25 protein-coding genes are annotated in these 25840 nt (G+C 33.3%); 17 read left to right on the top strand and 8 right to left on the bottom strand.

Going from position 1 to position 25840, the window contains the following annotated elements:
• Positions 1-8 precede the first annotated feature (8 nt).
• Positions 9-1214 (top strand): CamS family sex pheromone protein, encoded by a 1206-nt coding sequence (locus tag AK212_RS09215; RefSeq protein WP_053030387.1) that lies wholly within the window; start codon positions 9-11, stop codon positions 1212-1214.
• 60 nt (positions 1215-1274) lie between these two features.
• On the opposite strand, the gene putP is transcribed toward AK212_RS09215, so the two are convergent.
• Positions 1275-2813 carry a sodium/proline symporter PutP gene (gene putP, locus AK212_RS09210; protein WP_053030386.1) on the bottom strand — a complete coding sequence of 513 codons (1539 nt, stop codon included), beginning with the start codon at positions 2811-2813 and terminating at the stop codon, positions 1275-1277.
• Between the two features lie 463 nt (positions 2814-3276).
• On the opposite strand from putP, the gene gatC reads away from it, so the two are divergent.
• The 7 genes from gatC (at position 3277) to dinB (ending at position 11144) form a co-directional block, all read left to right on the top strand.
• Positions 3277-3579 (top strand): Asp-tRNA(Asn)/Glu-tRNA(Gln) amidotransferase subunit GatC, encoded by a 303-nt coding sequence (gene gatC, locus AK212_RS09205; protein WP_011275356.1) that lies wholly within the window; start codon positions 3277-3279, stop codon positions 3577-3579.
• 1 nt (position 3580) lies between these two features.
• The gene (gatA, locus tag AK212_RS09200; protein WP_053030385.1) at positions 3581-5038 is read left to right on the top strand and encodes an Asp-tRNA(Asn)/Glu-tRNA(Gln) amidotransferase subunit GatA; all 1458 of its coding nucleotides are present in this window, start codon (positions 3581-3583) and stop codon (positions 5036-5038) included.
• A 12-nt stretch (positions 5039-5050) separates the two neighbouring features.
• Positions 5051-6478 (top strand): Asp-tRNA(Asn)/Glu-tRNA(Gln) amidotransferase subunit GatB, encoded by a 1428-nt coding sequence (gatB, locus tag AK212_RS09195; protein WP_053030384.1) that lies wholly within the window; start codon positions 5051-5053, stop codon positions 6476-6478.
• Between the two features lie 360 nt (positions 6479-6838).
• Entirely contained in the window at positions 6839-7831 is a 993-nt protein-coding gene (locus AK212_RS09190; protein ID WP_053030383.1) for a diacylglycerol kinase, read from the top strand.
• Positions 7832-7932: 101 nt separating this feature from the next.
• Positions 7933-9294: a 23S rRNA (uracil(1939)-C(5))-methyltransferase RlmD gene (gene rlmD, locus AK212_RS09185; protein WP_053030382.1), complete on the top strand. Its 1362-nt coding sequence runs from the start codon at positions 7933-7935 to the stop codon at positions 9292-9294.
• Positions 9295-9423: 129 nt separating this feature from the next.
• Positions 9424-9972, top strand: a complete 549-nt coding sequence (locus tag AK212_RS09180; RefSeq protein WP_053030381.1) for a DUF3267 domain-containing protein — start codon at positions 9424-9426, stop codon at positions 9970-9972.
• Between the two features lie 101 nt (positions 9973-10073).
• On the top strand, positions 10074-11144 hold the full coding sequence (dinB, locus tag AK212_RS09175) for a DNA polymerase IV (protein WP_053030380.1): 1071 nt from the start codon (positions 10074-10076) through the stop codon (positions 11142-11144).
• 61 nt (positions 11145-11205) lie between these two features.
• Here dinB and AK212_RS09170 read toward each other — a convergent pair whose 3' ends face one another.
• The gene (locus AK212_RS09170; protein WP_053030379.1) at positions 11206-11757 is read right to left on the bottom strand and encodes a 3'-5' exonuclease; all 552 of its coding nucleotides are present in this window, start codon (positions 11755-11757) and stop codon (positions 11206-11208) included.
• Between the two features lie 297 nt (positions 11758-12054).
• Complete coding sequence (gene ftnA, locus AK212_RS09165) at positions 12055-12555, bottom strand: H-type ferritin FtnA (RefSeq protein ID WP_053030378.1); 501 nt, start codon at positions 12553-12555, stop codon at positions 12055-12057.
• Positions 12556-12749: 194 nt separating this feature from the next.
• Here ftnA and murT point away from each other — a divergent pair, with 194 nt between their 5' ends.
• Positions 12750-14060 (top strand): lipid II isoglutaminyl synthase subunit MurT, encoded by a 1311-nt coding sequence (murT, locus tag AK212_RS09160; RefSeq protein WP_053030377.1) that lies wholly within the window; start codon positions 12750-12752, stop codon positions 14058-14060.
• A gap of 2 nt (positions 14061-14062) precedes the next feature.
• Positions 14063-14785, top strand: a complete 723-nt coding sequence (gene gatD / locus AK212_RS09155) for a lipid II isoglutaminyl synthase subunit GatD (protein WP_053030376.1) — start codon at positions 14063-14065, stop codon at positions 14783-14785.
• Positions 14786-14964: 179 nt separating this feature from the next.
• On the opposite strand, the gene AK212_RS09150 is transcribed toward gatD, so the two are convergent.
• Positions 14965-15954: an FUSC family protein gene (locus AK212_RS09150; RefSeq protein ID WP_053030375.1), complete on the bottom strand. Its 990-nt coding sequence runs from the start codon at positions 15952-15954 to the stop codon at positions 14965-14967.
• A gap of 147 nt (positions 15955-16101) precedes the next feature.
• Between AK212_RS09150 and map the strand changes: the two genes are divergently transcribed.
• Positions 16102-16854 carry a type I methionyl aminopeptidase gene (gene map / locus AK212_RS09145; RefSeq protein WP_053030374.1) on the top strand — a complete coding sequence of 251 codons (753 nt, stop codon included), beginning with the start codon at positions 16102-16104 and terminating at the stop codon, positions 16852-16854.
• Positions 16855-17359: 505 nt separating this feature from the next.
• Here the strand turns inward: map and AK212_RS09140 are convergent.
• Positions 17360-18370: a HoxN/HupN/NixA family nickel/cobalt transporter gene (locus AK212_RS09140; protein WP_154392024.1), complete on the bottom strand. Its 1011-nt coding sequence runs from the start codon at positions 18368-18370 to the stop codon at positions 17360-17362.
• 187 nt (positions 18371-18557) lie between these two features.
• Between AK212_RS09140 and AK212_RS09135 the strand changes: the two genes are divergently transcribed.
• Genes AK212_RS09135 through vraR form a run of 4 tightly spaced genes read left to right on the top strand, consistent with a single transcriptional unit; the run spans position 18558 to position 21332 of the window.
• The gene (locus AK212_RS09135; RefSeq protein WP_053030372.1) at positions 18558-18944 is read left to right on the top strand and encodes a hypothetical protein; all 387 of its coding nucleotides are present in this window, start codon (positions 18558-18560) and stop codon (positions 18942-18944) included.
• Between the two features lie 24 nt (positions 18945-18968).
• On the top strand, positions 18969-19670 hold the full coding sequence (gene vraT, locus AK212_RS09130; RefSeq protein WP_053030371.1) for a cell wall-active antibiotics response protein VraT: 702 nt from the start codon (positions 18969-18971) through the stop codon (positions 19668-19670).
• Positions 19667-20713: a sensor histidine kinase VraS gene (gene vraS / locus AK212_RS09125; protein WP_053030370.1), complete on the top strand. Its 1047-nt coding sequence runs from the start codon at positions 19667-19669 to the stop codon at positions 20711-20713. The genes vraT and vraS overlap by 4 nt, the downstream gene beginning before the upstream one ends.
• Positions 20703-21332, top strand: a complete 630-nt coding sequence (gene vraR / locus AK212_RS09120) for a response regulator transcription factor VraR (protein WP_053030369.1) — start codon at positions 20703-20705, stop codon at positions 21330-21332. Before vraS ends, vraR begins: the two co-directional genes overlap by 11 nt.
• 718 nt (positions 21333-22050) lie before the next feature.
• Here vraR and AK212_RS09115 read toward each other — a convergent pair.
• The 3 genes from AK212_RS09115 to AK212_RS09105 all read right to left on the bottom strand — a co-directional run bounded on the left by AK212_RS09115 (position 22051) and on the right by AK212_RS09105 (position 24205).
• Positions 22051-23262, bottom strand: a complete 1212-nt coding sequence (locus AK212_RS09115; protein ID WP_053030368.1) for a YihY/virulence factor BrkB family protein — start codon at positions 23260-23262, stop codon at positions 22051-22053.
• A gap of 188 nt (positions 23263-23450) precedes the next feature.
• Positions 23451-23735, bottom strand: a complete 285-nt coding sequence (locus AK212_RS09110) for a YtxH domain-containing protein (protein ID WP_053030367.1) — start codon at positions 23733-23735, stop codon at positions 23451-23453.
• Positions 23736-23740: 5 nt separating this feature from the next.
• Positions 23741-24205 (bottom strand): low molecular weight protein-tyrosine-phosphatase, encoded by a 465-nt coding sequence (locus AK212_RS09105; protein WP_053030366.1) that lies wholly within the window; start codon positions 24203-24205, stop codon positions 23741-23743.
• Positions 24206-24346: 141 nt separating this feature from the next.
• Between AK212_RS09105 and AK212_RS09100 the strand changes: the two genes are divergently transcribed.
• Positions 24347-24556 carry a DUF1128 domain-containing protein gene (locus AK212_RS09100; protein ID WP_075108584.1) on the top strand — a complete coding sequence of 70 codons (210 nt, stop codon included), beginning with the start codon at positions 24347-24349 and terminating at the stop codon, positions 24554-24556.
• A 13-nt stretch (positions 24557-24569) separates the two neighbouring features.
• A complete protein-coding gene (locus AK212_RS09095) occupies positions 24570-25817 on the top strand; it encodes an aminopeptidase (RefSeq protein ID WP_053030365.1) in 1248 nt (415 codons plus the stop codon).
• The last annotated feature ends 23 nt before the right edge of the window (positions 25818-25840 follow it).

Genomic DNA, 25840 nt, shown 5'->3' with positions numbered 1-25840 from the left:
GAACGGCAATGAAGCGGACCCTATTTTTAATTTTAACGTCGCTTGTGCTGTTAGCGGCATGTGGCAATGACAATGATAATAAAAATAATCAATCTGTAAATAAGCAAGAATCAAAATCAGACTCAAATAATGTTAAGACAATAGCAACAGATAAAAATGTACAAGGTGATAATTACCGTACGATTCTGCCATTTAAAGAAAGCAAGGCGCGTGGCGTATTACAAGATAATATGGCAAATAGCTACAATGGTGATGATTTTGAAAGTGGTTTATTGAAATTAAGTAAAGATGTCTTTCCAACTGACGACTATCTATATCAAGATGGTCAATATTTAGATAAAGATACGATTAATAGTTACTTAAATCCTAAATACACTAAAAAAGAAATAGATAAGATGAGTGATAAAGAGAAGGAATCAAACAATGCGAGTGAAAATTTAGGTTTGAATCCATCACATAAAGGTGAGGATGATCCGGAAAAAATCGCAGAACAATCACCTGCGTATTTATCTAACATACTTGAACAAGATTTCTATGATAGTGGTGATACTAAAGGTAAAAATATAAAAGGTATGACAATTGGTTTAGCCATGAATAGTGTCTATTACTATCAAAAAGAAAAAGATGGAGAGACTTATAGTAAGGAACTTGATGATAAGGAAATTGAAAAACAAGGTAAACAAATGGCTTCCGAAATCTTAACGAGATTAAGAGCCAATGATGACCTTAAAGATATTCCTATTCATTTTGCGATTTATAAACAATCAGATCAAAATTCAATTACTCCAGGTGAATTCATCGCCAATACTACAGTGGATGATGACCAAACTAAAATTAATAAATGGAATAAAATTGATCAAGTTTCAGCACTCTTACCTTCATCAACAGCTGAAAAGTATAATGAGAATTTAAATAATAATTTCAAGCAATTCAATAATAATCTACAATCTTACTTTACTAATTTTACGCAAGCAGTAGGTAAAGTGAAATTTGAAGGTAAGAAACCAACTCAATTAACAATAGACTTACCGATTGATTACTATGGTCAAGCTGAGACGATTGGTATTACGCAGTATGTTACAGAACAAGCGCAGAAATACTTTGATAATATCGATAGTTATGAAATTCGCATTAAAGATGGCAATACGCCAAGAGCTCTAATTAGTAAATCTAAAGAGGATAAAGAACCTCAAGTTCATATTTATAATAATTAATTAAAAAACTACGGATAATGCCTAAATGATAGGCTATCCGTAGTTTTTAATATAATCATGCTATTTTTCACGAACAATTGATTTAACTTTTTCAATGTCTCGTTCAACAAAGTCACCAGGATGTTGCGTTAACAAACTAACAACATAGGTAACAATAACACTAACTAAGAAACCTGGAATGATTTCATACATGCCAAAAATTTCATTGATACCAGCTAGAGGTTTAATCCATACAATCCATATTATGACCACGAGCGCACCAGCTACCATACCACTAATCGCACCAGCTCGAGTTAACTTCTTCCAGTAAAGTGAGAATAATACTAATGGACTGAAAGATGCGCCAAAGCCTGCCCAAGCATTACCAACCAAATTCAGAATCGTGTCATTAGGAGACCATGCAATTGCGATAGCAACAATGGCAACGGCTAATACAGAAAGTCTACCAACCAATACGAATTCTTTTTGATGTGATTTTGCGCGTTCTTCACCACGAATTAATTTATAGAAGTCTTCTGTTAAGGAACTTGAAGTAACCAATAATTGTGATGAAATCGTGCTCATAATTGCTGCAAGAATGGCAGCTAATAAGAAACCACCTACTAACGGGTGAAATAAAATTTGACTCATAATAATGAATAATGTTTCAGGATCATCCATCTTAACGTGATTGTCTGGTATAAACGCAATACCAGTTAAACCAACGCCTACAGCACCTAGTAGGCCAACTGTCATCCAACTAATACCTAATCGACGTGCTTTAGGTAACATTTTATGTGACTTTATAGACATAAATCTTACAATGATGTGAGGTTGACCAAAATAACCTAAACCCCAAGCAAATAGAGAAATAATACCAAGTGTAGTCGTACCTCTAAATAAGTCCATATTCGTTGGTTTCATTTCAGCTACTCGAGAAAAAGTATCCCAACCATTAAGTTGCAACATAGCAACGATAGGAACCATAACCATCGCGATTAACATAATGACGCCTTGGAAGAAATCGGTAATCGATACAGCCAAGTAACCTCCGAAGAAAGTATAGGCAATCACGATGACAGCAACGAGTAGTAATCCAAAGTGATAGTTTAATCCAAATGCACTTTCAAACAGCTTACCACCCGATACAAAGCCAGAGTGAGTATATAATGTGAAGAATACTACAATGATTAAACCAGAAATAATTTTAATAATATTTTCTTTATCATTAAGTCGATTTTTGAAGAAATCAGGAAGGGTGATTGCATCGCCTGCCACTTCTGTATACACTCTCAATCTTGGTGCCACAATAAGATAGTTGACATAGGCACCTAATGTAAGTCCGATCGTTATCCAAATTGCTGATAGGCCTGTGCTATAGACTGAACCTGGAAGCCCCATAATCATCCAACCGCTCATGTCTGATGCACCGGCAGACAATGCTGTAATATATGGTCCGATATTTCGACCACCAAGCATATATTCACTTAAGTTACCCGTAGCTTGTTTGTAGCCGTAATAACCAATAATAAGCAAAATAATAAAATAAATCGCAATCATTATGTATGTTTGCCAATTGGTATTCACTTGACTAGGCAAGCTTGCTCCTAAAATAAGCATATAGAAATACCCCCTTTGATTTTAACGAAGTAGATACATAGATGTTTAATAAACTTTGATAAATTTTAAATACATATGTATGCAACCTTTTTAATTAATTTAGTTACATGTAATATTATACAATGTGATGAATGGTTTAGAGAAGTGTTAATTTTTATTTTTAAAAAGAAAAACACTTTAAACACTTAATAATAAAGGGTTTTTAAAAAGTGAAATTTAACAATCTTATTGTGTGTGATGTGAATATTTAAATGTTTAATGTCCTTAAATGCAAATTATAGACCACATATATGTCAAAAATTATAATTGAGTTACATCAATTGTGGTGCAAAAAGATCTTTTTTTCTATCAATTAACCATTCACAATGCTTTACCGTTGTGTTGATTCAATAAATATTTAGATTTTTAGGTGAAAATTTGATACAATTTTATGATGAATGAGTAATAAGGAGGCTTTTAATAAATGACTAAAGTTACACGCGAAGAGGTTGAACATATAGCACATTTAGCAAGACTTCAAATTTCTGAAGAAGAAACTGAAGAAATGGCTAATACACTTGAAAGTATCTTAGATTTTGCTAAGCAAAATGATACAGCAGATACAGAAGGTATTGAACCAACGTATCACGTATTAGATTTACAAAATGTGTTACGTGATGATGAAGCAATCGAGGGCATTCCTCAAGAACTTGCATTAAAAAATGCTAAAGAGACAGAAAATGGTCAATTCAAAGTACCAGCTATCATGAATGAGGAGGAAGCTTAAGATGAGTATTCGTTATGAATCAGTTGAAAAATTATCAGAAATGATTAAAAACAATGAGATTAAGCCTTCAGAAGTTGTCAAAGACATCTATGATGCAATTGAAGAAACGGATCCTACAATTAAATCATTTTTAGCATTAGATAAAGATAATGCAATTAAAAAAGCTAAAGAATTAGATGAATTACAAGCAAAAGGCCAAATGGAAGGTAAATTGTTTGGTATTCCAATGGGAATCAAAGACAACATTATTACTAAAGACGTGGAAACAACATGTGCAAGTAAAATGTTAGAAGGATTTGTTCCTATTTATGAATCAACTGTAATGAATAAATTACATGATGAAAATGCTATTTTAATCGGTAAACTTAACATGGATGAGTTTGCTATGGGTGGTTCTACAGAAACATCATACTTTAAACAAACAGTTAATCCATTCGATCATAAAGCTGTACCAGGTGGTTCATCTGGTGGTTCTGCAGCAGCAGTTGCAGCGGGATTAGTACCGTTTAGTTTAGGGTCAGATACTGGTGGCTCAATTCGTCAACCAGCAGCATATTGTGGTGTCGTAGGAATGAAACCAACCTATGGACGTGTTTCACGTTTCGGATTAGTTGCATTTGCGTCATCACTAGATCAAATAGGACCAATTACACGTAATGTTAAAGATAACGCTATCGTGTTAGAAACGATTTCTGGCGTTGATAGAAATGACTCTACAAGTGCACCAGTTGAAGACGTTGACTTCACATCAGATATTGGTAAAGATATTAAAGGTTTAAGAGTAGCGTTACCAAAAGAGTATTTAGGTGAAGGTATCAATGAAGATGTTAAAGAAGCTGTTAAGAATGCAGTTGAGACACTTAAATCTTTAGGTGCAGAAGTTGAAGAAGTTTCACTTCCAAATACTAAATATGGTATTCCATCATATTATGTTATTGCGTCATCTGAAGCATCAGCAAACTTAGCTCGCTTTGATGGTATTCGTTATGGTTACCATTCTAAAGAAGCTCAAACATTAGAAGAATTATATAAAATGTCTAGATCTGAAGGTTTTGGCGCTGAAGTTAAACGCCGTATCTTCTTAGGTACTTTCGCGTTAAGTTCTGGATATTATGATGCATACTATAAAAAATCACAAAAAGTTAGAACATTGATTAAAAATGACTTTGATAAAGTATTTGAAAACTATGACGTAGTTGTAGGACCAACAGCACCAACGACTGCATTTAACTTAGGTGATGAAATTGATGATCCTTTAACTATGTATGCTAATGACTTATTAACTACACCTGTTAACTTAGCTGGTTTACCAGGTATTTCTGTTCCTTGTGGGCAATCAAACGGTAGACCAATCGGCTTACAATTTATCGGTAAACCTTTTGATGAAAAGACGTTATATCGTGTGGCATATCAATATGAAACACAATTCAACTTACATGACGCATATGAAAAATTATAAGGAGTGGAAATAATGCATTTTGAAACAGTTATCGGACTTGAAGTTCACGTTGAGCTAAAAACAGACTCAAAAATGTTCTCTCCATCACCAGCACATTTTGGAGCTGAACCTAACTCAAATACAAATGTTATTGACTTAGCATATCCTGGTGTATTACCAGTCGTTAATAGACGTGCTGTAGACTGGGCTATGCGTGCATCAATGGCTTTAAATATGGACATTGCGACAAATTCTAAATTTGACCGTAAAAACTATTTCTATCCAGACAATCCAAAGGCATATCAAATTTCTCAATTTGATCAACCTATCGGTCAAAATGGATATATTGATATCGAGGTAGATGGTGAAACAAAACGTATTGGAATCACACGTCTTCACATGGAAGAAGATGCTGGTAAATCAACACATAAAGATGGTTATTCATTAGTTGACTTAAACCGTCAAGGTACACCATTAATCGAAATTGTTTCTGAACCGGATATCAGATCTCCAAAAGAAGCATATGCTTACCTAGAAAAATTACGTTCAATCATCCAATACACTGGCGTATCTGACTGTAAAATGGAAGAAGGCTCATTACGTTGTGATGCCAACATTTCATTACGTCCTTATGGACAAAAAGAATTCGGTACTAAAACTGAATTGAAAAACCTTAACTCATTTAACTATGTAAGAAAAGGTTTAGAATATGAAGAAAAACGCCAAGAGGAAGAATTATTAAACGGTGGTACTATTGGACAAGAGACACGACGTTTCGATGAATCAACTGGCAAAACAATCTTAATGCGTGTTAAAGAGGGTTCAGATGACTATCGTTACTTCCCTGAACCTGATATCGTACCTTTATACGTTGATGATGAATGGAAAGCACGCGTACGTGAAACAATTCCTGAATTACCAGACGAACGTAAAGCGAAATACGTTAATGATTTAGGATTACCAGAATACGATGCCCACGTCTTAACACTTACTAAAGAAATGTCAGATTTCTTTGAAGATGCTATAGACCAAGGTGCCGATGTTAAATTAACATCTAACTGGTTAATGGGTGGCGTTAATGAATATTTAAATAAAAATCAAGTTGAGTTACAAGATACTCAATTAACGCCAGAAAACCTTGCTGGTATGATTAAACTTATTGAAGACGGTACAATGAGTAGTAAAATCGCTAAAAAAGTTTTCCCAGAGTTAGCTGAAAATGGTGGAGATGCTAAACAAATTATGGAAGACAAAGGTTTAGTACAAATCTCTGATGAGGCTACTTTAACTCAATTTGTTACAGAGGCGTTAGACAATAATCCACAATCAGTTGAAGATTATAAAAATGGTAAAGGCAAAGCGATGGGCTTCTTAGTTGGTCAAATTATGAAAGCATCTAAAGGCCAAGCTAACCCTCAAAAAGTAAACCAAATTTTAAAACAAGAATTAGATAAACGCTAATTAAATGATGCATTTGTATGTCATTCAATGATTAATTAACAGTCTGGGAAAAAATAATATAATAATGCTATTTTGCAAATTCGCAGTAGCTGACTGAACTGAGAAGGCGCTTAAATCAAGCTTTTCTCAGTTCTAGTCATCCTTGCGGGGGTGGGACGACGAATTCAAAAGAATTCTGTCCCGCTCCTTTTTAATTTTGGTACATTTTAAGCGCTAGCACCCGGTGTAATATAAGATTTACAATCACTATATGACTGAAAATATAGAGGATGTATTTTAAAGTTTATTGATTTAAATACTTCCAACTCTCTTATAAATCATTTAATATAAGAATATGTATAAAAAGATGAGGGATAATTTATGAGAAAACGTGCAAGAATCATTTATAATCCAACTTCTGGAAAGGAACTCTTCAAAAGAACTTTACCAGATGTTTTAATAAAATTAGAACGTGCCGGTTACGAAACAAGTGCTTATGCAACAGAGCGTGAAGGAGACGCAACACTTGAAGCGGAACGTGCACTTAAAAGAGATTATGATATTATCATAGCTGCTGGTGGAGATGGCACGCTTAATGAAGTGGTAAATGGTATCGCGGAGCAACCTAATCGCCCAAAATTAGGCATTATTCCTATGGGGACGGTGAATGATTTCGGTAGAGCCTTACATCTACCAAGCGATATTATGGGGGCGGTTGATGTCATCATTGATAATCATACAACGAAAGTTGATATTGGTAAGATGAATAACCGCTACTTTATCAATTTAGCAGCCGGCGGACAATTAACGCAAGTGTCCTATGAAACGCCAAGTCGCTTAAAGTCTATCGTGGGTCCTTTCGCGTATTACATCAAAGGTTTTGAAATGTTACCTCAAATGAAAGCGGTAGATTTAAGAATAGAATATGATAATCAAGTCTTTCAAGGTGAAGCATTATTATTCTTATTAGGACTTACAAACTCTATGGCGGGATTTGAGAAATTAGTTCCAGACGCGAAATTAGACGATGGTCATTTTACATTGATTATTGTTGAAAAGGCTAACTTGGCTGAATTAGGACATATCATGACATTAGCGTCTCGTGGAGAACACATCAAACATCCAAAAGTCATCTATGAAAAGGCAACATCTATTAATATTTCATCATTTACAGAAATGCAATTGAATGTAGATGGTGAATATGGCGGTAAATTACCAGCCAATTTCTTGAATTTAAAGCGTCATATCGAAGTATGCACACCAAAGGATATATACAACGAGGAGTTAACTGAAGATCAGCAAGTTGAAGATGGTATCATTGAAGAAAAACCATCAAATGAAGAGATTATAAGAAATAATGAAATATCAGAGTAATTTATACAGTTGAAGAGGTTGAGCAATAGTTTTAATGTCTTGGGTATGAAAAACAAACCTAGGTTAAACTACTCCAACCTCTTTTTATGTGGGGTGAAATAATGGAAACAATAAGTAAAAATGCAATTAACCATGGTAATGTTGTTGATTTAACGCACGAAGGGCATGGTGTTATCAAAATCGATCGTTACCCAATTTTTGTGCCAAATGCGTTAATTGGAGAAGAAATAGAATACAAAATTATCAAAGTAAAGAAAAATTTTGCGATAGGCAAACTACTTCAAGTTGTGAAACCGAGTGAGCATCGCGTTGAACCACCATGCAAATATTATTGGAAGTGCGGTGGTTGTCAATTACAACATATGACTTATGAAGCACAATTGGCAATGAAACAATCACAAGTGATTAATCTCTTCCATAGAAAAGCACAATTTACCGATACAACCATTCATAAAACTGTTGGAATGGATAATCCATGGCATTATAGAAACAAATCACAGCTGCCTATTGGTACCGATAAAAATGGACAAGCAGTCATGGGATATTATCGACAACGAAGTCACGATATTATTGATATGGATAGTTGTTTAATCCAAGATGGTATACATCAAGATATTATGAATCACGTTAAACAATGGATTAAAGAATATCATATCAGTATCTATAATGAACGTACTAAAAGTGGATTGTTAAGACATCTAGTTATTCGCACAGGCTATTATACCGATGAAATGATGGTTATCTTTGTAACCAATGGAAAACATTTTAGAGACGCTTCAATTCTAGTGGAAAAGTTAAAACAAACATTTCCTAACATTACGAGTATTAAGCAAAACATTAATAACAGCCATTCTAATGTTATTATGGGTCAACAATCGATAACACTATATGGTAAAGACAAAATTGTAGATCAACTTAGCGATACAACATTTAAGATTAGTGATCAATCATTTTACCAAATTAATTCATCTCAAACTGAGAAATTATATCAAAAAGCAATAGAGTATGCGCAGTTAACAGGAGAAGAAACAGTACTCGATACATACTGTGGTATTGGTACGATAGGTCTATACATGGCACCAGTAGCTAAACATGTGTATGGTGTTGAAGTTGTGCCATCTGCGATTAAGGATGCACAGCAAAATGCGACTTTAAATGGGTTTGAAAATACAACTTTTGTCTGTGGTAAAGCTGAAGAGGTCATTATAAAATGGAAACAACAAGGTATCAGACCGGATGTTGTAATGGTAGACCCACCGCGTAAAGGCTGTGATGAAACCTTCTTACAAACTTTACTGAAACTTAATCCTAAACGTATTGTGTATATTTCGTGTAACCCTTCAACACAACAAAGGGATGCACAAATTTTAGACACACAATATGAGCTGAAAGAAATTACACCGGTCGACATGTTCCCACAAACAACACATGTAGAAACAGTAGCATTGTTTGAAAGAAAATGATACGTGATATTTCATAATACGAATATTAAGAAATGATTACAGCGCATTAAATCTTATAGAAAAGGTTTTTTTCTCGATATAGACTGTGTATACTATGGTTGAAATTAAGAAAGATTGGAGGTCATTTTTGTGCAAAAATTTGATTTTTCGCCTAGTCGAATCAATTTACCTAAGTTTATTACAACCCAATTGGTCGTGGTTTTATTTATGATATTGTTTACATACAAGTGGGCGTTTATGTTTACAACTATACATGAGCAAACTTTTTTAGCTAATTTACTCTACGGATTTTTAGGTTTTGTCGTTATTTTAGGATTACATGAATTGATTCACAGACTTTCGTTTTTTATTTTTTCAAAGGGTGAACAGCCTAAATTAAAATATAAAAAAGGATTTCTATTAGTACATATTTCAAAAAAATGTTTTAACAAATGGCAATTTTGCACAATTATGTTAGCTCCAATGGTCATCATTACTGGTCTATTAATGTTGATATTTAGTTATTATACGTACTCTTCAATTATCATCATGTTAAGTATTCATTTCGGGTATTGTCTAATAGATTTATATTTAGTAGGTATTACGTTTACGAATAAATTTGAGTACATTCATCCATCCGATGAAGGATTAATTATGTATTATCAGCGTCCTATACAAGTTAATAATGAGTTTGAATAAATCATAAGTCTCAATATGATTATATATGTGCACATTTCATGAGTTTTGAAGGATTTCACATTATAATTACGTTGAGGCTTATTTTTTAAAGAGGTGAGACAATGGCTGAAAGAAGAATTATACATATAGATATGGATTACTTTTTTGCGCAAGTAGAAATGCGAGATAATCCTAAATTAAAAGGGAAACCAGTGATCGTTGGTGGGAAGGCGAGTACACGCGGCGTGGTTTCTACTGCATCATATGAAGCGCGAAAATATGGTGTTCATTCTGCAATGCCAATGTCTCAAGCCCATAAATTATGCCCCAATGGTTATTATGTCAGCGCAAGGTTTGATGCCTATAGAGAAGCTTCTGCTATTATTATGTCTATATTTAAAAGTTACACAGATATCGTTGAGCCAATGTCACTCGACGAAGCATATTTAGATATTACACATTTAGTCAGATCTGACTTACCGGCATCAAAAATTGCAAGTTTTATTCGTCGTGATATTTTTGAACAAACGGGTTTAACATCATCTGCAGGTGTTTCGTATAATAAATTCTTAGCAAAATTAGCAAGTGGTATGAACAAACCGAATGGCATGATGGTCATTGATTATAATAATGTAAATGATATTTTAATGAATTTAGATATTGGCGACTTTCCAGGTGTGGGCAAAGCCTCGAAAAAAGTAATGCATCATCATGATATCTACACAGGGAAAGATTTATATGACAAAACAGAATTTGACTTAATACGTTGGTTTGGAAAAAGAGGTCGTGGCTTATATCAGAAAGCCAGAGGTATTGATCATAGTGAAGTGAAAGCGAAAAGAGTGCGTAAATCCGTGGGAACTGAACGCACGTTTTCAACTGATGTCAATGATGATGAAGTCATATTGCAGAAGATATGGGAACTATCTGGAAAAACAGCAGAACGTTTAACTAAATTGCAAAAATCAGGTAGCACTGTAACAGTTAAATTAAAAACATATCAGTATGAAACATTTTCAAAACAAAGGAGCTTAAGAGAGCCGGTTAATAGTGATATTGATATATACAATGTTGCCTATGATTTATATAACGAATTAAAGGATCCCGATATTCCAATAAGATTAATTGGTGTCACAGTAGGGAATTTAGAACAATCAACATATAAAAATATGACAATCTATGATTTTATTTAAAGATAAAGGTCAATGCCGATAAAATGTACTTTGCTTATCAAAATACATTTCACATCATGCGTTAGCCTTTATCTTTTAAATTTTTACCATAAATTTGGAGCATACTTTGCAAATTATCATAATGCTTTAATAATCTAAATGTAATCATTGCACATGCTTTGGCATCATTGAGCGCATCATGATGACCGTGAAAGTCTAATTGATAATGATTCATTAAATGTTTAAGACCATAGCGGTATGCATCAATCGTACGTTTAGCAAGTTGATACGAACAAAAGTAAATCATTGACGGAGTTTCAATATTTAATTGCTTTAAACTTTGGTGAAGTACATTCATATCAAAGGCAGCATTATGTGCAACAACAGGTAAGTTATCAATAAATTGCATCATATAGGGATATACATAGTCAAAACTGGGCGCATTATTGACATCCTCAGGTGTAATACCATGAACATTTATATTCGTCTTTGAGAAATAATCAAATGGATTGACTAAAGTGTAAAAGGATTCAACAATCTCATTATTGACAACTTTAACCATACCAACAGAACAGATACTTGTACGTTTACCATTTGCTGTTTCAAAGTCCAATGCAATAAAAGCATTATCCATATTTACACCATCCTTTCATGTATAGATGTTTTCATTTTAGTAGTAGTATAAAAACATTTCCAGAATGTTGCACAACTAAAAAAGGGAGTGGACAGAATTCTTTTAAAATTCGTGTTCCACTCCCAGCTTGCTTAGCTTGTAGAATTTCTTAATGAAATTCTCTTTGCTGGGGCCCGCATGCAAGATTGACTAGAACTGAAAAAGCTTGAGTTAATTGCCTTTCCAGTAACAGTCAACTATCGATTATATTCAGATATAGTCTTATCTATATCGTGTCTGAATTTAATAAGGAAAGCATTATTCTTCATTAAATGAACGTGCTGCTAATTCTTTTTCATATAAATATAAAGTATTGCAGTCGTCGCCAATACGATTTAAATAATCAATGTGTGTTTCAAAAGTTGCTTCTTCTTCAACTTGTTCATCTAAGAACCAGTTTAAGAATGAAATAGTAGCATAGTCTTTATCTTTTTGAGCAATTTCAGATAAATTATAGAAACGACGTGTTACGTCTTGTTCTTGTGCTAATCCATCTTTAAATGTTTCAAGGATTGATTTGAATTCAGTTTTAGGTGCTGGAATTGATTTGAATTCAGCGTGTTCACCGCGGTCATTAATGTAATCATAGATTTTTTTACCGTGGAAACGTTCTTCTTTAGCTTGTTGAATGTAGAAATTAGCGAAACCTTCATATGAAGCGTCATCACAATAAGCTGCCATTGCCATATAAGCATGCGCTGCGAAATATTCATGGTTCATTTGATCATTAAGTGCTTCTAACAAGTCTTTACTTAACATAATTAAGTCACCTCTATTAAAAATTTGTCATTTATTTTGTCTTTGTTCATAAAGAGTATAACAAATCTATTCTCATTAGTAAATAATAATTATTATAATCTAGGATGTAACTTGTTATTTTTAATTGAGAATGTTTTTTGTTATACCCGTTACGTGTTATAATTATTCAAGTGATTTATATGAGGAGGAAGCACATGAGACAATGGACTGCAACGCACTTAGCGAAATTGGCACGTAAGGCTAGTATCGCTGCCGGGAAAAAAGGTACTGACTTACCTGGACAAGTTGCCCGCAAAGTGGATCAAAATATATTAAGAAAATTAGCTGCAAAAGTTGATGATATCGTTTTTATTAGCGGAACGAACGGTAAAACGACTACATCTAATCTTATAGGACATACTTTAAAAGCAAATCACATTGATATCATACATAATAATGAAGGTGCGAATATGGCGGCAGGTATTACATCTGCTTTTATCATGCAAAGCACTAAAGATACTAAAGTAGCTGTCATTGAAATTGATGAAGGATCAATACCACGTGTATTAAAAGAAGTGACACCATCAATGATGATTTTTACAAATTTCTTCCGTGATCAAATGGATCGCTTTGGTGAAATCGATATAATGGTAAATAATATTGCTAAGTCTATTAGTAATAAGGGAATCAAATTGTTACTAAATGCAGATGATCCTTTTGTTAGTCGACTCAAAATCGCTAGTGATTCGATTGTTTATTATGGCATGAAAGCACATGCACATGAATTTGAGCAAAGTACAATGAATGAGAGTAAATATTGTCCTAATTGTGGCAAACTATTAATATATGATTACATTCATTATAACCAAATTGGTCATTACCATTGTTCATGTGGATTCAAACGAGAATTACCGAAATACGAAGTAACATCATTCTCTGCATCTCCATTCTTAGGATTAAATATTGGTGATACTACGTTTAATATGAAAATTGCCGGTGACTTTAATGCGTATAATGCATTAGCGGCATATACAGTATTAAGAGAATTAGGTCTTAATGATGATTCGATTCGAAGAGGTTTTGAATCATACACATCAGATAATGGACGTATGCAGTATTTCAAACTCAATCATAAAGAAGCTATGATTAACCTTGCTAAGAATCCCGCTGGCATGAATGCAAGTTTATCTGTGGGCGAACAATTAGAAGGTAAGAAAGTGTATGTTATTAGTTTGAATGATAATGCGGCAGATGGTCGCGATACGTCATGGATTTATGATGCTGATTTTGAGAAATTAAGCGAACAAAATATAGAAACGATTATAGTAACAGGAACTCGAGCTGAAGAATTGCAACTACGTCTGAAATTGGCTGAAGTGACTGTGCCTATCATCCTTGAAAAGGATATCTATAAAGCAACAGCATTGACTATGAACTATGAAGGATTTACAGTCGCAATTCCTAACTACACGTCATTATCTCCGATGTTAGAACAACTTAATCGTTCATTTACAGGAGGGCAATAAATATGAATGAATTAACCGTTTATCATTTTATGTCAGACAAATTAAATTTATATAGTGATATTGGAAATATTATTGCACTCAAACAAAGAGCAAAGAAACGTAATATTCAATTAAATGTTGTTGAGGTTAACCAAACTGAAGGTGTGACGCTTGATAACTGTGACATCTTCTTTATTGGTGGTGGAAGTGATAGAGAACAAAGTATTGCGACTAAAGAATTAAGCAAAATGAAGACCACACTTAAAGATGCAATTGAAGATGGTATGCCAGGTTTGACAATTTGTGGTGGCTACCAATTCTTAGGAACAAAATATATTACTCCTGATGGCACTGAACTTGAAGGATTAGGTATATTAGATTTTTATACTGAATCACGTACTGAACGATTAACCGGCGATATCGTCATTGAGAGTGATACATTTGGTACAATAGTTGGCTTTGAGAATCATGGTGGACGTACACATCATCATTATGGTACGTTAGGACACGTTACAGTAGGATATGGAAATAATGATGAGGATAAACAAGAAGGTATCCACTATAAAAACTTACTAGGTACCTATTTACATGGACCTATTTTACCTAAAAATCATGAAATCACGGATTATTTATTAGAAAAAGCCTGTGAACGTAAAGGTATACCGTTTGAACCTAAACAACTAGATAACACTGAAGAAGAAGCAGCTAAGCGTGTTATTATTGAACGTTCATCTAAGAATAAATAATAGTTGACTATTATTTAGTAAAAAGGGAGTGGGACAGAATTCTTTTTAAATTCGTTGTCCCACCCCCGCAAGGGTGACTAGAACTGAGAAAAGCTTGAATTAAGCGCCTTCTCAGTTCAGTCAGCTACTGCAAATTTGCAAAATAGCTTCATTATATTATTTTTGTCCCAGACTCTTATTTATTTGTCATTGTATCTACTATCTAATAATTTATAAATTAAAAGTATTTCATAAATGATATGACTTTTTATTTGATTTTGATCAAACTCTTCTAATCGCTTAACAGAAGACTTAAGTGTTGATGCAGATGAACGATGCGGTTCGAAATGATCACTATTGACTATATTATTGACACTATGACTGATTTTAATAATTGCCATTTTTTCTTCGGGCGTAAATACTAAATGAATATGCTTAGGTAAATAAATGATATTTGACAGGTGGGTCGCAAGTAATCGGTCAATATATGAACGGTTCGAAATCTGTTTCAACCGTTTCCACTCATCTTCTTTATTCTTATGATAGCGTAATTCATCTTTTTGATATCCAGTTAAAGTCTCAGATTTGTTAATTACACCCATTAGCTTATTTAATAAATCATTACTAGCATCTGAATCAAATTTTCCTAATAATAATTCATTACATCTTGATGAAAATAACTCATACATTTTATATTCTGATTGTGTTAGATTATCCTCAATTTGTTGGTAATATTTGGGAGGGAGAACGACAAAATTAACTAATCCCGCTGTGACCAAACCAATTAACGCTGTTAATAATCTTGAGAAGAAGTTAAAGAAATAGGCATCGTGTATACCAGGTATCATAGCAACTGATGTTAATACCGCAACGGTCGTACCAACTTGTAAATTTAATTTTGTACAAGCTAAAATCGTGAACAGTGCACTAAATGTATAGGTTAATGCTGATTGATCTCCAAAAATAAATGTAAAAATAACAGCGAATAATGCGCCAATGACTGTCGCTGGCAATCTTCTGTACCCTTTTTTTAATGATGCTTTGGCTGTAGGTTCGATTGTTACAATAGCTGTTAATATCGCAAAGATAGGAGTTAAATTAAGCATCAAACAAAATAGCGATGTTAAAAAAGTGGCTAAACCAGTCTTAATGGTTCTAGCGCCAATAATTCTTTTGTACCATTTATCCATATGATAAATCCTCTCGTTGTACGAAAATAACATTAATATGTTTCTTTAATAAGTAAATTATTTTCACTTCATTTTTTGTATGTTTAGTATATCAAAATTTTTTTGGTATAATAAGATGTAATCACAATTAAAAAGGAACGGGATATTATGATTGTAAAAACAGAAGAAGAATTACAAGCCTTAAAAGAAATAGGTTACATTTGTGCTAAGGTTAGGGATACGATGCAAGAAGCTACTAAACCTGGCATCACAACTAAAGAATTAGACAATATTGCTAAAGATTTATTTGAAGAACATGGCGCTATTTCAGCACCTATTCATGATGAGAATTTCCCTGGACAAACATGTATTAGTGTAAATGAAGAAGTTGCACATGGCATTCCTGGTAAACGAATTATTCGTGAAGGCGATTTAGTTAATATTGATGTATCAGCATTAAAAAATGGCTATTACGCAGATACTGGTATTTCATTTGTTGTGGGTGAAGCAAGTGATCCGCTTAAACAAAAAGTATGTGACGTTGCATTAATGGCATTTGAAAATGCGATGGCAAAGGTTAAACCAGGAACTAAATTAAGTAATATTGGTAAAGCTGTGCATGCAACTGCACGTCAAAATGATTTAACTGTCATCAAGAATTTAACAGGACACGGCGTAGGTCAATCTTTACACGAAGCACCTAATCATGTAATGAATTATTATGACCCTAAAGATAAAACGTTGCTTAAAGAAGGGGTTGTAATCGCAGTAGAACCGTTTATTTCTTCTAAAGCAACATTCGTAACAGAGGGTAAGAATGAATGGGCATTTGAAACAAGAGATAAAAGTTATGTAGCCCAAATTGAACATACGGTTATTGTTACTAAAGATGGTCCATTATTAACGACTAAAATAGACTAATTTTAGAAGTAAATCTTTAATTGGCTAAACGTGAATAGATAAGTAAAAAGACAATTTCTAGTGAGTTTTGATATGCATCTTGATAGTTAATCTTAAAATTTAACTTTATGAGTGCATTCACTATAGAAATTGTCTTTTTTATATTTACTTTGCTTCTTAAAATGCAAACGGGTTTGTTCATTTTCTCAAGTGCGTTTAAATGCCACTTAACAATGACTAGTATAAACGTGTGTGTTTATCCGTTTGTATGTACCTGTATCGTTCATTAAGAGATGGATAATGTGACTACCAATTAAAGATATGTTAACTATGCGACCTTCACTTGTCGCAGGTAATTTAAACAGAGTCTGGGACATAAATAATATAATAATGCTATTTAGCAAATTAGCAGTAGTTGACTGAACTGAGAAGGCGCTTAAATCAAGCTTTTCTCAGTTCTAGTCACCTTTGCAGGGGTGGGACGACGAATTTAAAAGAATTCTGTCCCACTCCCATTGAAACATGCTTACTTGGTCCATCGTTGTTCAACTTTGCCAAATTTCCATATTAAAGAGGAAATGAGCCAACTTGTTAAGAACAAAACGACCAGAATATAACCAAAATAATCAAACTGAATATTTGCGATGAATGTCCAGAAAGTACCACTTAATTGGCATTTTTCTGCTATGATTTGAAGCAACTCTGTAGTACCGATTAACAATGCAGCGATAACTGAGATGGCAGTAATTGTAATGTTGTAATAAATTTTCCGAATAGGATTGAAAAACGCCCAATTATAGGCAGAGGTCATCAATATACCATCTAACGTATCAAGTAAACTCATGCCTGCAGCAAATAGTATAGGCAAGGATAAGATACCTATAAATGAAATTGCTTGTTGAGACGCACCAGAAGATAACGCAAGTAAAGAAATTTCACTTGCAGTATCAAATCCTAAGCCAAATAAAAAACCAAGGGGCAAGACATGCCAACTACTACTTATGAGTTTAAAGTAAGGGCCAACTATACGAGAAATCAATCCACGTGCCTCTAATAAATTATTTAATTTATTATCATTTATACGTTCATTTTTTAATTTTGTGAAAAGTGTAATTAAGGATACTAATATGATTAGATTCAATATACCAATTAGAATTAAAAAGCTGCCTGAAACAATTGTACCAATCATACCACCAATTTCTTGAAAATGTGGCAACGCGTCTTTTGCCCATTTTATAGAAATACCTAAGAAAACAGACATAAGAAAGACGACTGTAGAGTGTCCTATTGAGAAATAAAAGCCTACGCCGACAGGACTACGTTGTTGCTGTAATAATTTACGTACAGTATTGTCTATCGCGGCAATGTGATCGGCATCAAATGCATGACGCAATCCCAGCGTATATGCGAGGATACCCATACCTAGAAGTAGATGGTTAGAATTTGCTAACCAAAGGAAACTGAATCCTAAAATGTGCAGAAAAATAACGATAAGAATGTAGGGGAGCCAATTCAGATGATGATGTGCTTGAGTCATTGATGTTACCTTCTTTCTAGAATAAATATACTTAATCATACACTTAAAAATGGTAAATATAAAATTAAGTTTATAATGAAATGAAGCAACATCGTACTAAAGTATGAGAACAAGATGGTCCCATAGCCTATGGGCGTTTATACCACTTTGAACTATAATTAAGCTTAATCAAGGACGAGGTGGTTCTATGAATTATATGGACTTATATTTAAAACATTTTCTTAAAGTGATTATTAAACGAAACATTAGTGATTATCAAATTAGTTTAGATGAAAAATTAAAAAACATTGAAAATTATATTGAATATTTAAAAGCTAAGAAAACGCAAATGAATAGGTTGATTGACAGTTTATCTGCAACATTAGAAAATAAATATATTGATATAACTAACACTTATAACATTAAACATGCTCAGGAAATTAATAATTATGAAATTGAAAGCCTTAAAAAACAACTGGATCTATTCGAAGCGTATTGTGCAAGAATTGAAGCAGATATTCATCGCTGTTCTAAAGAAAAAATTACAACTCAAGGCGAATGTGACATAATTGAACAAATGAGTATAGTAGCTTAATTAAGAGGGATAGGAGGCGACACATTGACTCGAAAATATATTTCGACAGAATTATTAATTATATTTACCGCTTTAATGATTATTGCAAATTTTTATTACATCTTTTTTGAAAAAATAGGTTATCTATTCGTATTACTTTTAGGATGTATATTAGTTTATGTAGGCTACCTTTACTTTCATAAAGTAAGGGGTCTCTTAGCGTTTTGGATTGGCGCCTTGCTTATAGCGTTTACTTTACTTTCAAATAAATATACTATTATTATTTTATTTGTCTTTCTGGTTATTGTTATTATAAGATATCTTATTTTTAAATTTAAACCATTGAAAGTAATTGCTTCAGAGGATGAAGTAACATCTCCTCAGTTTATAAAGCAAAAATGGTTTGGTGAGCAACGTACGCCAGTGTATGTGTATAAATGGGAAGATGTGCAAATTCAACATGGTGTTGGGGATATTCACATTGATATGACCAAAGCTGCGAATATTAAAGAAAATAATACAATTGTTGTAAGACATATTTTAGGGAAAATTCAGTTAGTGGTACCATTGAATTATAATATTAACTTGCACATGGCTGCTTTATATGGAAATGCATACTTAAATGGCCAATCTTATAAAGTTGAGAATAACCATATCCAGGTTGAAGAGAAGCCCAAAGAAGAAAATTATAACGTCAATATTTATGTTTCAACATTTATCGGAGATGTTGAGGTGATTTATCGATGAATCACTATTTAAGAGCTATCGGTTCAATGCTTATACTCGTCTATAGCATGTTAACCGCGTTCTTATTTATAGATAAAGTATTTGTTAATATTATCTATTTTCAAGGTATGTTCTATACACAAATTTTTGGTATACCTGTATTCTTATTTTTAAATTTAGTTATCATTTTACTTTGTATCATCGTAGGTTCAATTCTCGCATACAAAATTAATCAACAAAATACGTGGATTAAATCACAAATTGAACATGCTATAGAAGGTGAAACGGTAGGTATTAACGATCAAAATATTGAGCTTTACAATGAAACGATTGATATCTATCAAACGTTAGTTCCTTTAAACCAAGAACTACATCGTTTACGAATGAAAACACAAAATTTAACTAATGAAAATTACAATATGAATGACGTTAAAGTTAAAAAAATCATTGAAGATGAACGTCAAAGGTTAGCTCGAGAGTTACATGACTCCGTTAGTCAACAACTTTTCGCTGCAAGTATGATGTTATCTGCAATCAAAGAGACAAAATTAGAGGCACCACTTGACCAACAGATTCCAGTCTTAGAGAAAATGGTTCAAGAATCACAATTAGAAATGCGTGCACTGCTACTTCATTTAAGACCTTTAGGCTTAAAAGATAAATCTTTAGGTGAAGGTATTAAAGACTTAGTCATCGATCTACAGAAGAAAGTGCCTATGAAAGTGATTCACGATATACAAGATTTCAAGGTGCCTAAAGGCATAGAAGATCATTTGTTTAGAATAACGCAAGAAGCGATTTCTAATACATTGAGACATTCTAATGGTACAAAAGTGACGGTTGAATTATTTAACCAACAAGATTATTTATTACTTCGAATTCAAGACAATGGTAAAGGTTTTAATGTTGATGAGAAATTAGAACAAAGCTATGGATTGAAAAATATGAGAGAACGTGCATTAGAAATCGGTGCGACATTCCATATCGTATCATTGCCAGATTCTGGAACAAGAATAGAAGTAAAGGCACCATTAAATAAGGAGGATGATAATTATGGCAATTAAAGTTTTGTTCGTGGATGACCATGAAATGGTTAGAATTGGGATATCAAGTTATTTATCAACACAATCTGACATTGAAATAGTTGGAGAAGGGGCGTCAGGTAAAGATGCAATTGCGAAAGCGCATGAACTTAAACCAGATTTAATTCTCATGGATTTATTAATGGATGACATGGATGGGGTAGAAGCTACTACTCAAATAAAAAAAGATTTACCTCATATTAAAGTCGTTATGTTAACAAGTTTTATTGAAGATAAAGAGGTATACAGAGCCTTAGATGCTGGTGTAGATAGTTATATTTTAAAAACAACCAGTGCGAGCGATATTGCAGATGCAGTACGTAAAACGTATAATGGAGAATCTGTATTCGAACCTGAAGTTTTAGTTAAAATGCGTAATAGAATGAAAAAACGTGCAGAGCTATATGAAATGTTGACTGAACGAGAAATGGAAATTTTATTATTAATTGCTAAAGGCTATTCTAACCAAGAAATTGCAAGTGCTTCTCATATCACAATTAAAACTGTAAAAACACATGTAAGTAATATATTGAGTAAATTAGAAGTGCAAGATAGAACGCAAGCTGTAATTTATACATTCCAACATAATTTAATTCAATAAAAACATATAAATACAAAGTATTTTAACGAGACGCTTGCGTTGATTATTAATGAGGGAGCGGGACAGAATTCTTTTGAATTCGTCGTCCCGCCCCCGCAAGGATGACTAGAACTGAGAAAAGCTTGATTTAAGCGCCTTCTCAGTTCAGTCAGCTACTGCGAATTTGCTAAATAGTATTATTATATTATTTATGTCCCAGACTGAAGTAGCTCTAAAATGGGTAATGGAACGTAGTTGAGCGACGCCTGAGGGAGTTAGAACGATTGATGAACGTAAGTGCTCACACACTTACGTAAATAGTTCTAAGATAGATTACGAAACAGAGTTGCGGAGACTCCTAGGGGAGCAGTGCTAGTCGAAGACTACAGGCTGAGACAGCACCCCAGGAACGCGAAGCAACTTATGTGAGTGATTATCTATCTAAGAACTATTTTACAAGACCGCGGCTCGACCCAGCCCCCTAGGCAAGCGTCTCAACTTAAGTGAAATGAAAATCCATTTAAGAGCTACTTTAGAGGCAGCACCCCAGGCAAGCGAAGCAACTTATGTGAGTGAATATCTATCTAAGATCGCCTTTAGAGGACTACAGGCACGAGCCTTGCGAGCCAACAATTCGGAGTATTGTAAATAAAGAAGCCAGTAAATGAATTTTTTTAAAACTCATTTACTGGCTATTTCTCTAGGCATGATGTCCCATGCTCTTTTTATTTAATAAATATTACTTCTTAGTATCATCGTCGTTGTTAGTGAATTTATCTTTGATTTTCTCAGTTAATGAAGCGTCTTCTTCATTTTTATCTTCTGGATCTTTATCAACTTTGTAGTTTTCATCTTTACCAATTGTTGTTTGTTTATATTCATAAGTTGTATCTTCGTTGTAGTGGTTTTGGTTATTATCATCATGGTCTAATGCTGCTTCTTCAGGCGTTTGGCCTTTAATCACGTGTCTTTGATGTATAATTGCATTAATTTCAGCACCTATGATGATGATGAAACTTGTTAAATATAACCAAATTAAAAGGATAATAATCCCTGCGATACTGCCGTATGTTTTAGAATAGTTTCCAAAATTAGAAATATAGAAACCGAATGCGAAAGATCCAATTAACCAGATAACCGATGTAAATATCGCCCCTGGTAATACAGATTTTAATTTCGTTTTAACATTTGGCGCTACTGAGTATAGAATTGTAAAAAGAATCAAAATAATGATTAATGGAAGTACAACTCTAATTAAACTGAAAACCCATTTGACTTGATCATCTAATCCTAGGGGACCAAATAAGAAATGAGCGATAACTGAACCCATTGTTGGTAGTGCCATAGCTACTAAAAATACTACACCTAACACAATTGTAAATACAACACTTAATAACTTTAATAGAATACCGTTTCTATTATCTTCTACATCATAAGCAACATTAAATGAGTTCATGATTGAAGTCATACCATTAGAAGCTGACCAAATTGCTAAGATTAACCCGATAGATAGTAAACCACCACTTGAATTTTTAGTGACATCGCTAATGACACCTTGAATTAGACTAGACGTGTCAGCGGGTGCGTTACTTAGTAAACCAGTAATTTGGCTTTGATCTAAGTTGAATAGTGGTAATAAAGTTAATAAAAAGATCAGCATAGGGAACATAGCTAATACAAAATGATAAGTCATTTGTGCAGCCAAACCTGATGCATCATCTTTTCCTATACGATAGATTAAATATGAGAGAAAATTAGATTTCTTTGTATATTTAGCTGGTTTATTTAATCGTGATACAAAAAAGACTTGATTATCTTTTTTGGGTTCTTTAGATTGAAATTCTTGTGGTTCGACATATGTACGATCAACATTTATTTTATCTTGATTCTTCTCTTGTTCTTCTTTAATAGAGTTAAGATATTTTGAGTTCGATTTATTTTCTTTTGACATAACAATCTCCTTTGCTTTAACCACATACATAAATAAAAAGTAAAAGAAGCGAGACAGAAACCTGTTATATTAGAAGATTTCATTGTCCCGCTTTACTATGAGTGAAAATCAAAATTGATATGATTCACTTTTAGTTATTGCTTATGATCACTAACATGTTAGACGATGTAGCAATCGTAAGCAACCAATTATTGACCAATGCGGTTATTCTTACGGTTAACGAAAGTATCTTTCGCATCTTTAATTGATTTTTCTAATTCTGGATTATTACGACGAATTTCTTCAATTGTATCTTTCCAATATAAAACTTCGTCTTTAATAGAATTAAATTTAGAAGGTTTACGTGAACGATTACCTTCTTTAATATCTTTTACAGATTGAACTAATGCATTACGTGTTGATTTGTCTGCTAACGTAGCAGCGCCACCAACAAGTGCACCTATTAGAATACCAGGAATTAATTTGTTTTCCATTTCATTTACCCCTCTTTCAAATTTGCATCTTTAACGATGAAATCAATTAGATTATCACAAGATGATTGTACCATTTCATATACACCTTCAAAATTATTTGTGTAGTAAGGATCTGGTACATCACTCTCTTCCATATTACTAAATTCAAGTAATTTGAACAATTTTCCTTTTAGGTTAGGATTGATGTTTTTAATATTATCAACATTACTTTGATCCATGGCAATAATATAATCAAAATCATCACTCGGTTCAAACAACTCACTAATCATACCATCAAAAGGTATATTATGGCGATTAAGAATATCTTGAGTACCTTCATGAGGAGGTTCTCCAAGGTTCCATTTGCCAGTGCCTCTTGAATAAACATTAACACCTGAAACATGTCTATCTTTCAAGCGTTGACGCATGATTGCTTCAGCCATAGGAGAGCGACATATGTTTCCAAGACATACAAATGCTATATCTACCATACTCTATTCCCCCTAATCTGTTATATATAAACCATTTTATAGTTATTTTAAAATTTTATAAAGACATAATATTACTTTATTCGATAAAAGTTTGTTAAATCGTCATACTTTGATAAAATATTGTATTAAAGAGGTGATAACGTGACTCAAAATAATAATAAAGAAATGATTGCAGAGATTAGAAAAAAGTTAAACATCGTTAATCAAGGATTATTAAATCCCGATAAATTTGAAGAAGCCAATCAACAAGATGTAGAGGAAATATACAATTTTGTAATGTCTAAAGATTCTTTTTCACCAAGTGAAGTGACAGCGATTGCTGACGAATTAGGCAACTTACGTCAAGATTAAGGAGGATGCGCATATGACTTCATTAAGTTATAACGAGAAATTACAACAATATGCAGAATTATTAGTAAAAATTGGCATGAACGTACAACCTAAACAACCTGTGTTTATTAGATCTTCAGTGGATGCTATCGAGTTGACGCGATTAATTGTTGAAGAATCTTATAAAGCAGGGGCTTCCGACGTTAAAGTTGTATATGCTGATTCTAGATTAAATAGACTTAAGTTCGAATATGAATCGGTCGATTATTTTGAACATCAAGCTGTAAAATCATATGAAGTAGAAGAACGAATGGATTATGCCAATCGTGGTGCAGCTAATTTAGCCTTATTAAGCGGAGATCCTAATTTATTAAACGGTATAGATGCAGAAAAACTGAAAGCATATCAAATGAGTTATAGTCATGCATTCAAAGGTTATATGGAAGGAAGTCAAAAGAATCAATTTCCATGGGTAGTTGCAGCCTTTCCTTCTAAAGATTGGGCGAAACGTGTTTATCCAGAATTAGACGAAACAGCTGCACTGGAGAAATTTATTAATGAAGTATTTGATATCGTAAGAATTGATGGCAATGATCCTATTGAAAATTGGAAGCACCATATCGAAAACTTAAGTGTACATGCTAAACAAATGCAAGACGAAAATTATAAAGCCTTACACTATCAATCAGAAGGAACAGACTTAGTCGTTGGTCTTCCTAAAGGGCATATATGGGAGGATGCTACAAGCTATGTAAATGGTAATCAACAAGCATTTATAGCGAATATACCAACTGAAGAAGTCTTTACAGCTCCTGATCGTAATAATGTCAATGGATTCGTGACGAATAAATTACCACTAAGTTATAATGGAACAATTATTGATGGCTTTACATTAACATTTAAAGATGGACAAATTGTAGATTTCAAAGCGGAAAAAGGCGAAGAGGTACTTAGAGATCTGATTAACACAGATGAAGGGTCTAAACGATTAGGTGAAGTTGCCTTAGTACCTGACGATTCTCCAATTTCAAATCGTAATACTATTTTTTACAATACACTTTTTGATGAGAATGCATCGTGCCATTTAGCTATTGGTTCGGCATATGGTTTCAATGTTGAAGGTGGTACAGAAATGACGACTGAAGAAAAAGTTGCCAGTGGCTTAAATGACTCAAATGTGCACGTTGATTTCATGATAGGTAGTGCTGATTTAACGATTTATGGAATTAAACAGGATGGCTCTAAAGAATTAGTGTTTAAAAATGGTAATTGGGCACAATAAAAATAGAAATTAATATAAAAGAG

It is taken from the genome of Staphylococcus borealis, assembly GCF_001224225.1.
Lineage (GTDB): Bacteria > Bacillota > Bacilli > Staphylococcales > Staphylococcaceae > Staphylococcus > Staphylococcus borealis.
This window is presented reverse-complemented; position numbering and strand designations above follow the sequence as displayed.

Bases quoted from the DNA above. Each gene is read 5' to 3' on its own strand.
- AK212_RS09215 (WP_053030387.1), top strand. From the start codon at position 9: ATGAAGCGGACCCTATTTTTAATTTTAACGTCGCTTGTGCTGTTAGCG.
- putP (WP_053030386.1), bottom strand. From the start codon at position 2,813: ATGCTTATTTTAGGAGCAAGCTTGCCTAGTCAAGTGAATACCAATTGG.
- gatC (WP_011275356.1), top strand. From the start codon at position 3,277: ATGACTAAAGTTACACGCGAAGAGGTTGAACATATAGCACATTTAGCA.
- gatA (WP_053030385.1), top strand. From the start codon at position 3,581: ATGAGTATTCGTTATGAATCAGTTGAAAAATTATCAGAAATGATTAAA.
- gatB (WP_053030384.1), top strand. From the start codon at position 5,051: ATGCATTTTGAAACAGTTATCGGACTTGAAGTTCACGTTGAGCTAAAA.
- AK212_RS09190 (WP_053030383.1), top strand. From the start codon at position 6,839: ATGAGAAAACGTGCAAGAATCATTTATAATCCAACTTCTGGAAAGGAA.
- rlmD (WP_053030382.1), top strand. From the start codon at position 7,933: ATGGAAACAATAAGTAAAAATGCAATTAACCATGGTAATGTTGTTGAT.
- dinB (WP_053030380.1), top strand. From the start codon at position 10,074: ATGGCTGAAAGAAGAATTATACATATAGATATGGATTACTTTTTTGCG.
- AK212_RS09170 (WP_053030379.1), bottom strand. From the start codon at position 11,757: ATGGATAATGCTTTTATTGCATTGGACTTTGAAACAGCAAATGGTAAA.
- ftnA (WP_053030378.1), bottom strand. From the start codon at position 12,555: ATGTTAAGTAAAGACTTGTTAGAAGCACTTAATGATCAAATGAACCAT.
- murT (WP_053030377.1), top strand. From the start codon at position 12,750: ATGAGACAATGGACTGCAACGCACTTAGCGAAATTGGCACGTAAGGCT.
- gatD (WP_053030376.1), top strand. From the start codon at position 14,063: ATGAATGAATTAACCGTTTATCATTTTATGTCAGACAAATTAAATTTA.
- AK212_RS09150 (WP_053030375.1), bottom strand. From the start codon at position 15,954: ATGGATAAATGGTACAAAAGAATTATTGGCGCTAGAACCATTAAGACT.
- map (WP_053030374.1), top strand. From the start codon at position 16,102: ATGATTGTAAAAACAGAAGAAGAATTACAAGCCTTAAAAGAAATAGGT.
- AK212_RS09140 (WP_154392024.1), bottom strand. From the start codon at position 18,370: ATGACTCAAGCACATCATCATCTGAATTGGCTCCCCTACATTCTTATC.
- AK212_RS09135 (WP_053030372.1), top strand. From the start codon at position 18,558: ATGAATTATATGGACTTATATTTAAAACATTTTCTTAAAGTGATTATT.
- vraS (WP_053030370.1), top strand. From the start codon at position 19,667: ATGAATCACTATTTAAGAGCTATCGGTTCAATGCTTATACTCGTCTAT.
- vraR (WP_053030369.1), top strand. From the start codon at position 20,703: ATGGCAATTAAAGTTTTGTTCGTGGATGACCATGAAATGGTTAGAATT.
- AK212_RS09115 (WP_053030368.1), bottom strand. From the start codon at position 23,262: ATGTCAAAAGAAAATAAATCGAACTCAAAATATCTTAACTCTATTAAA.
- AK212_RS09110 (WP_053030367.1), bottom strand. From the start codon at position 23,735: ATGGAAAACAAATTAATTCCTGGTATTCTAATAGGTGCACTTGTTGGT.
- AK212_RS09105 (WP_053030366.1), bottom strand. From the start codon at position 24,205: ATGGTAGATATAGCATTTGTATGTCTTGGAAACATATGTCGCTCTCCT.
- AK212_RS09095 (WP_053030365.1), top strand. From the start codon at position 24,570: ATGACTTCATTAAGTTATAACGAGAAATTACAACAATATGCAGAATTA.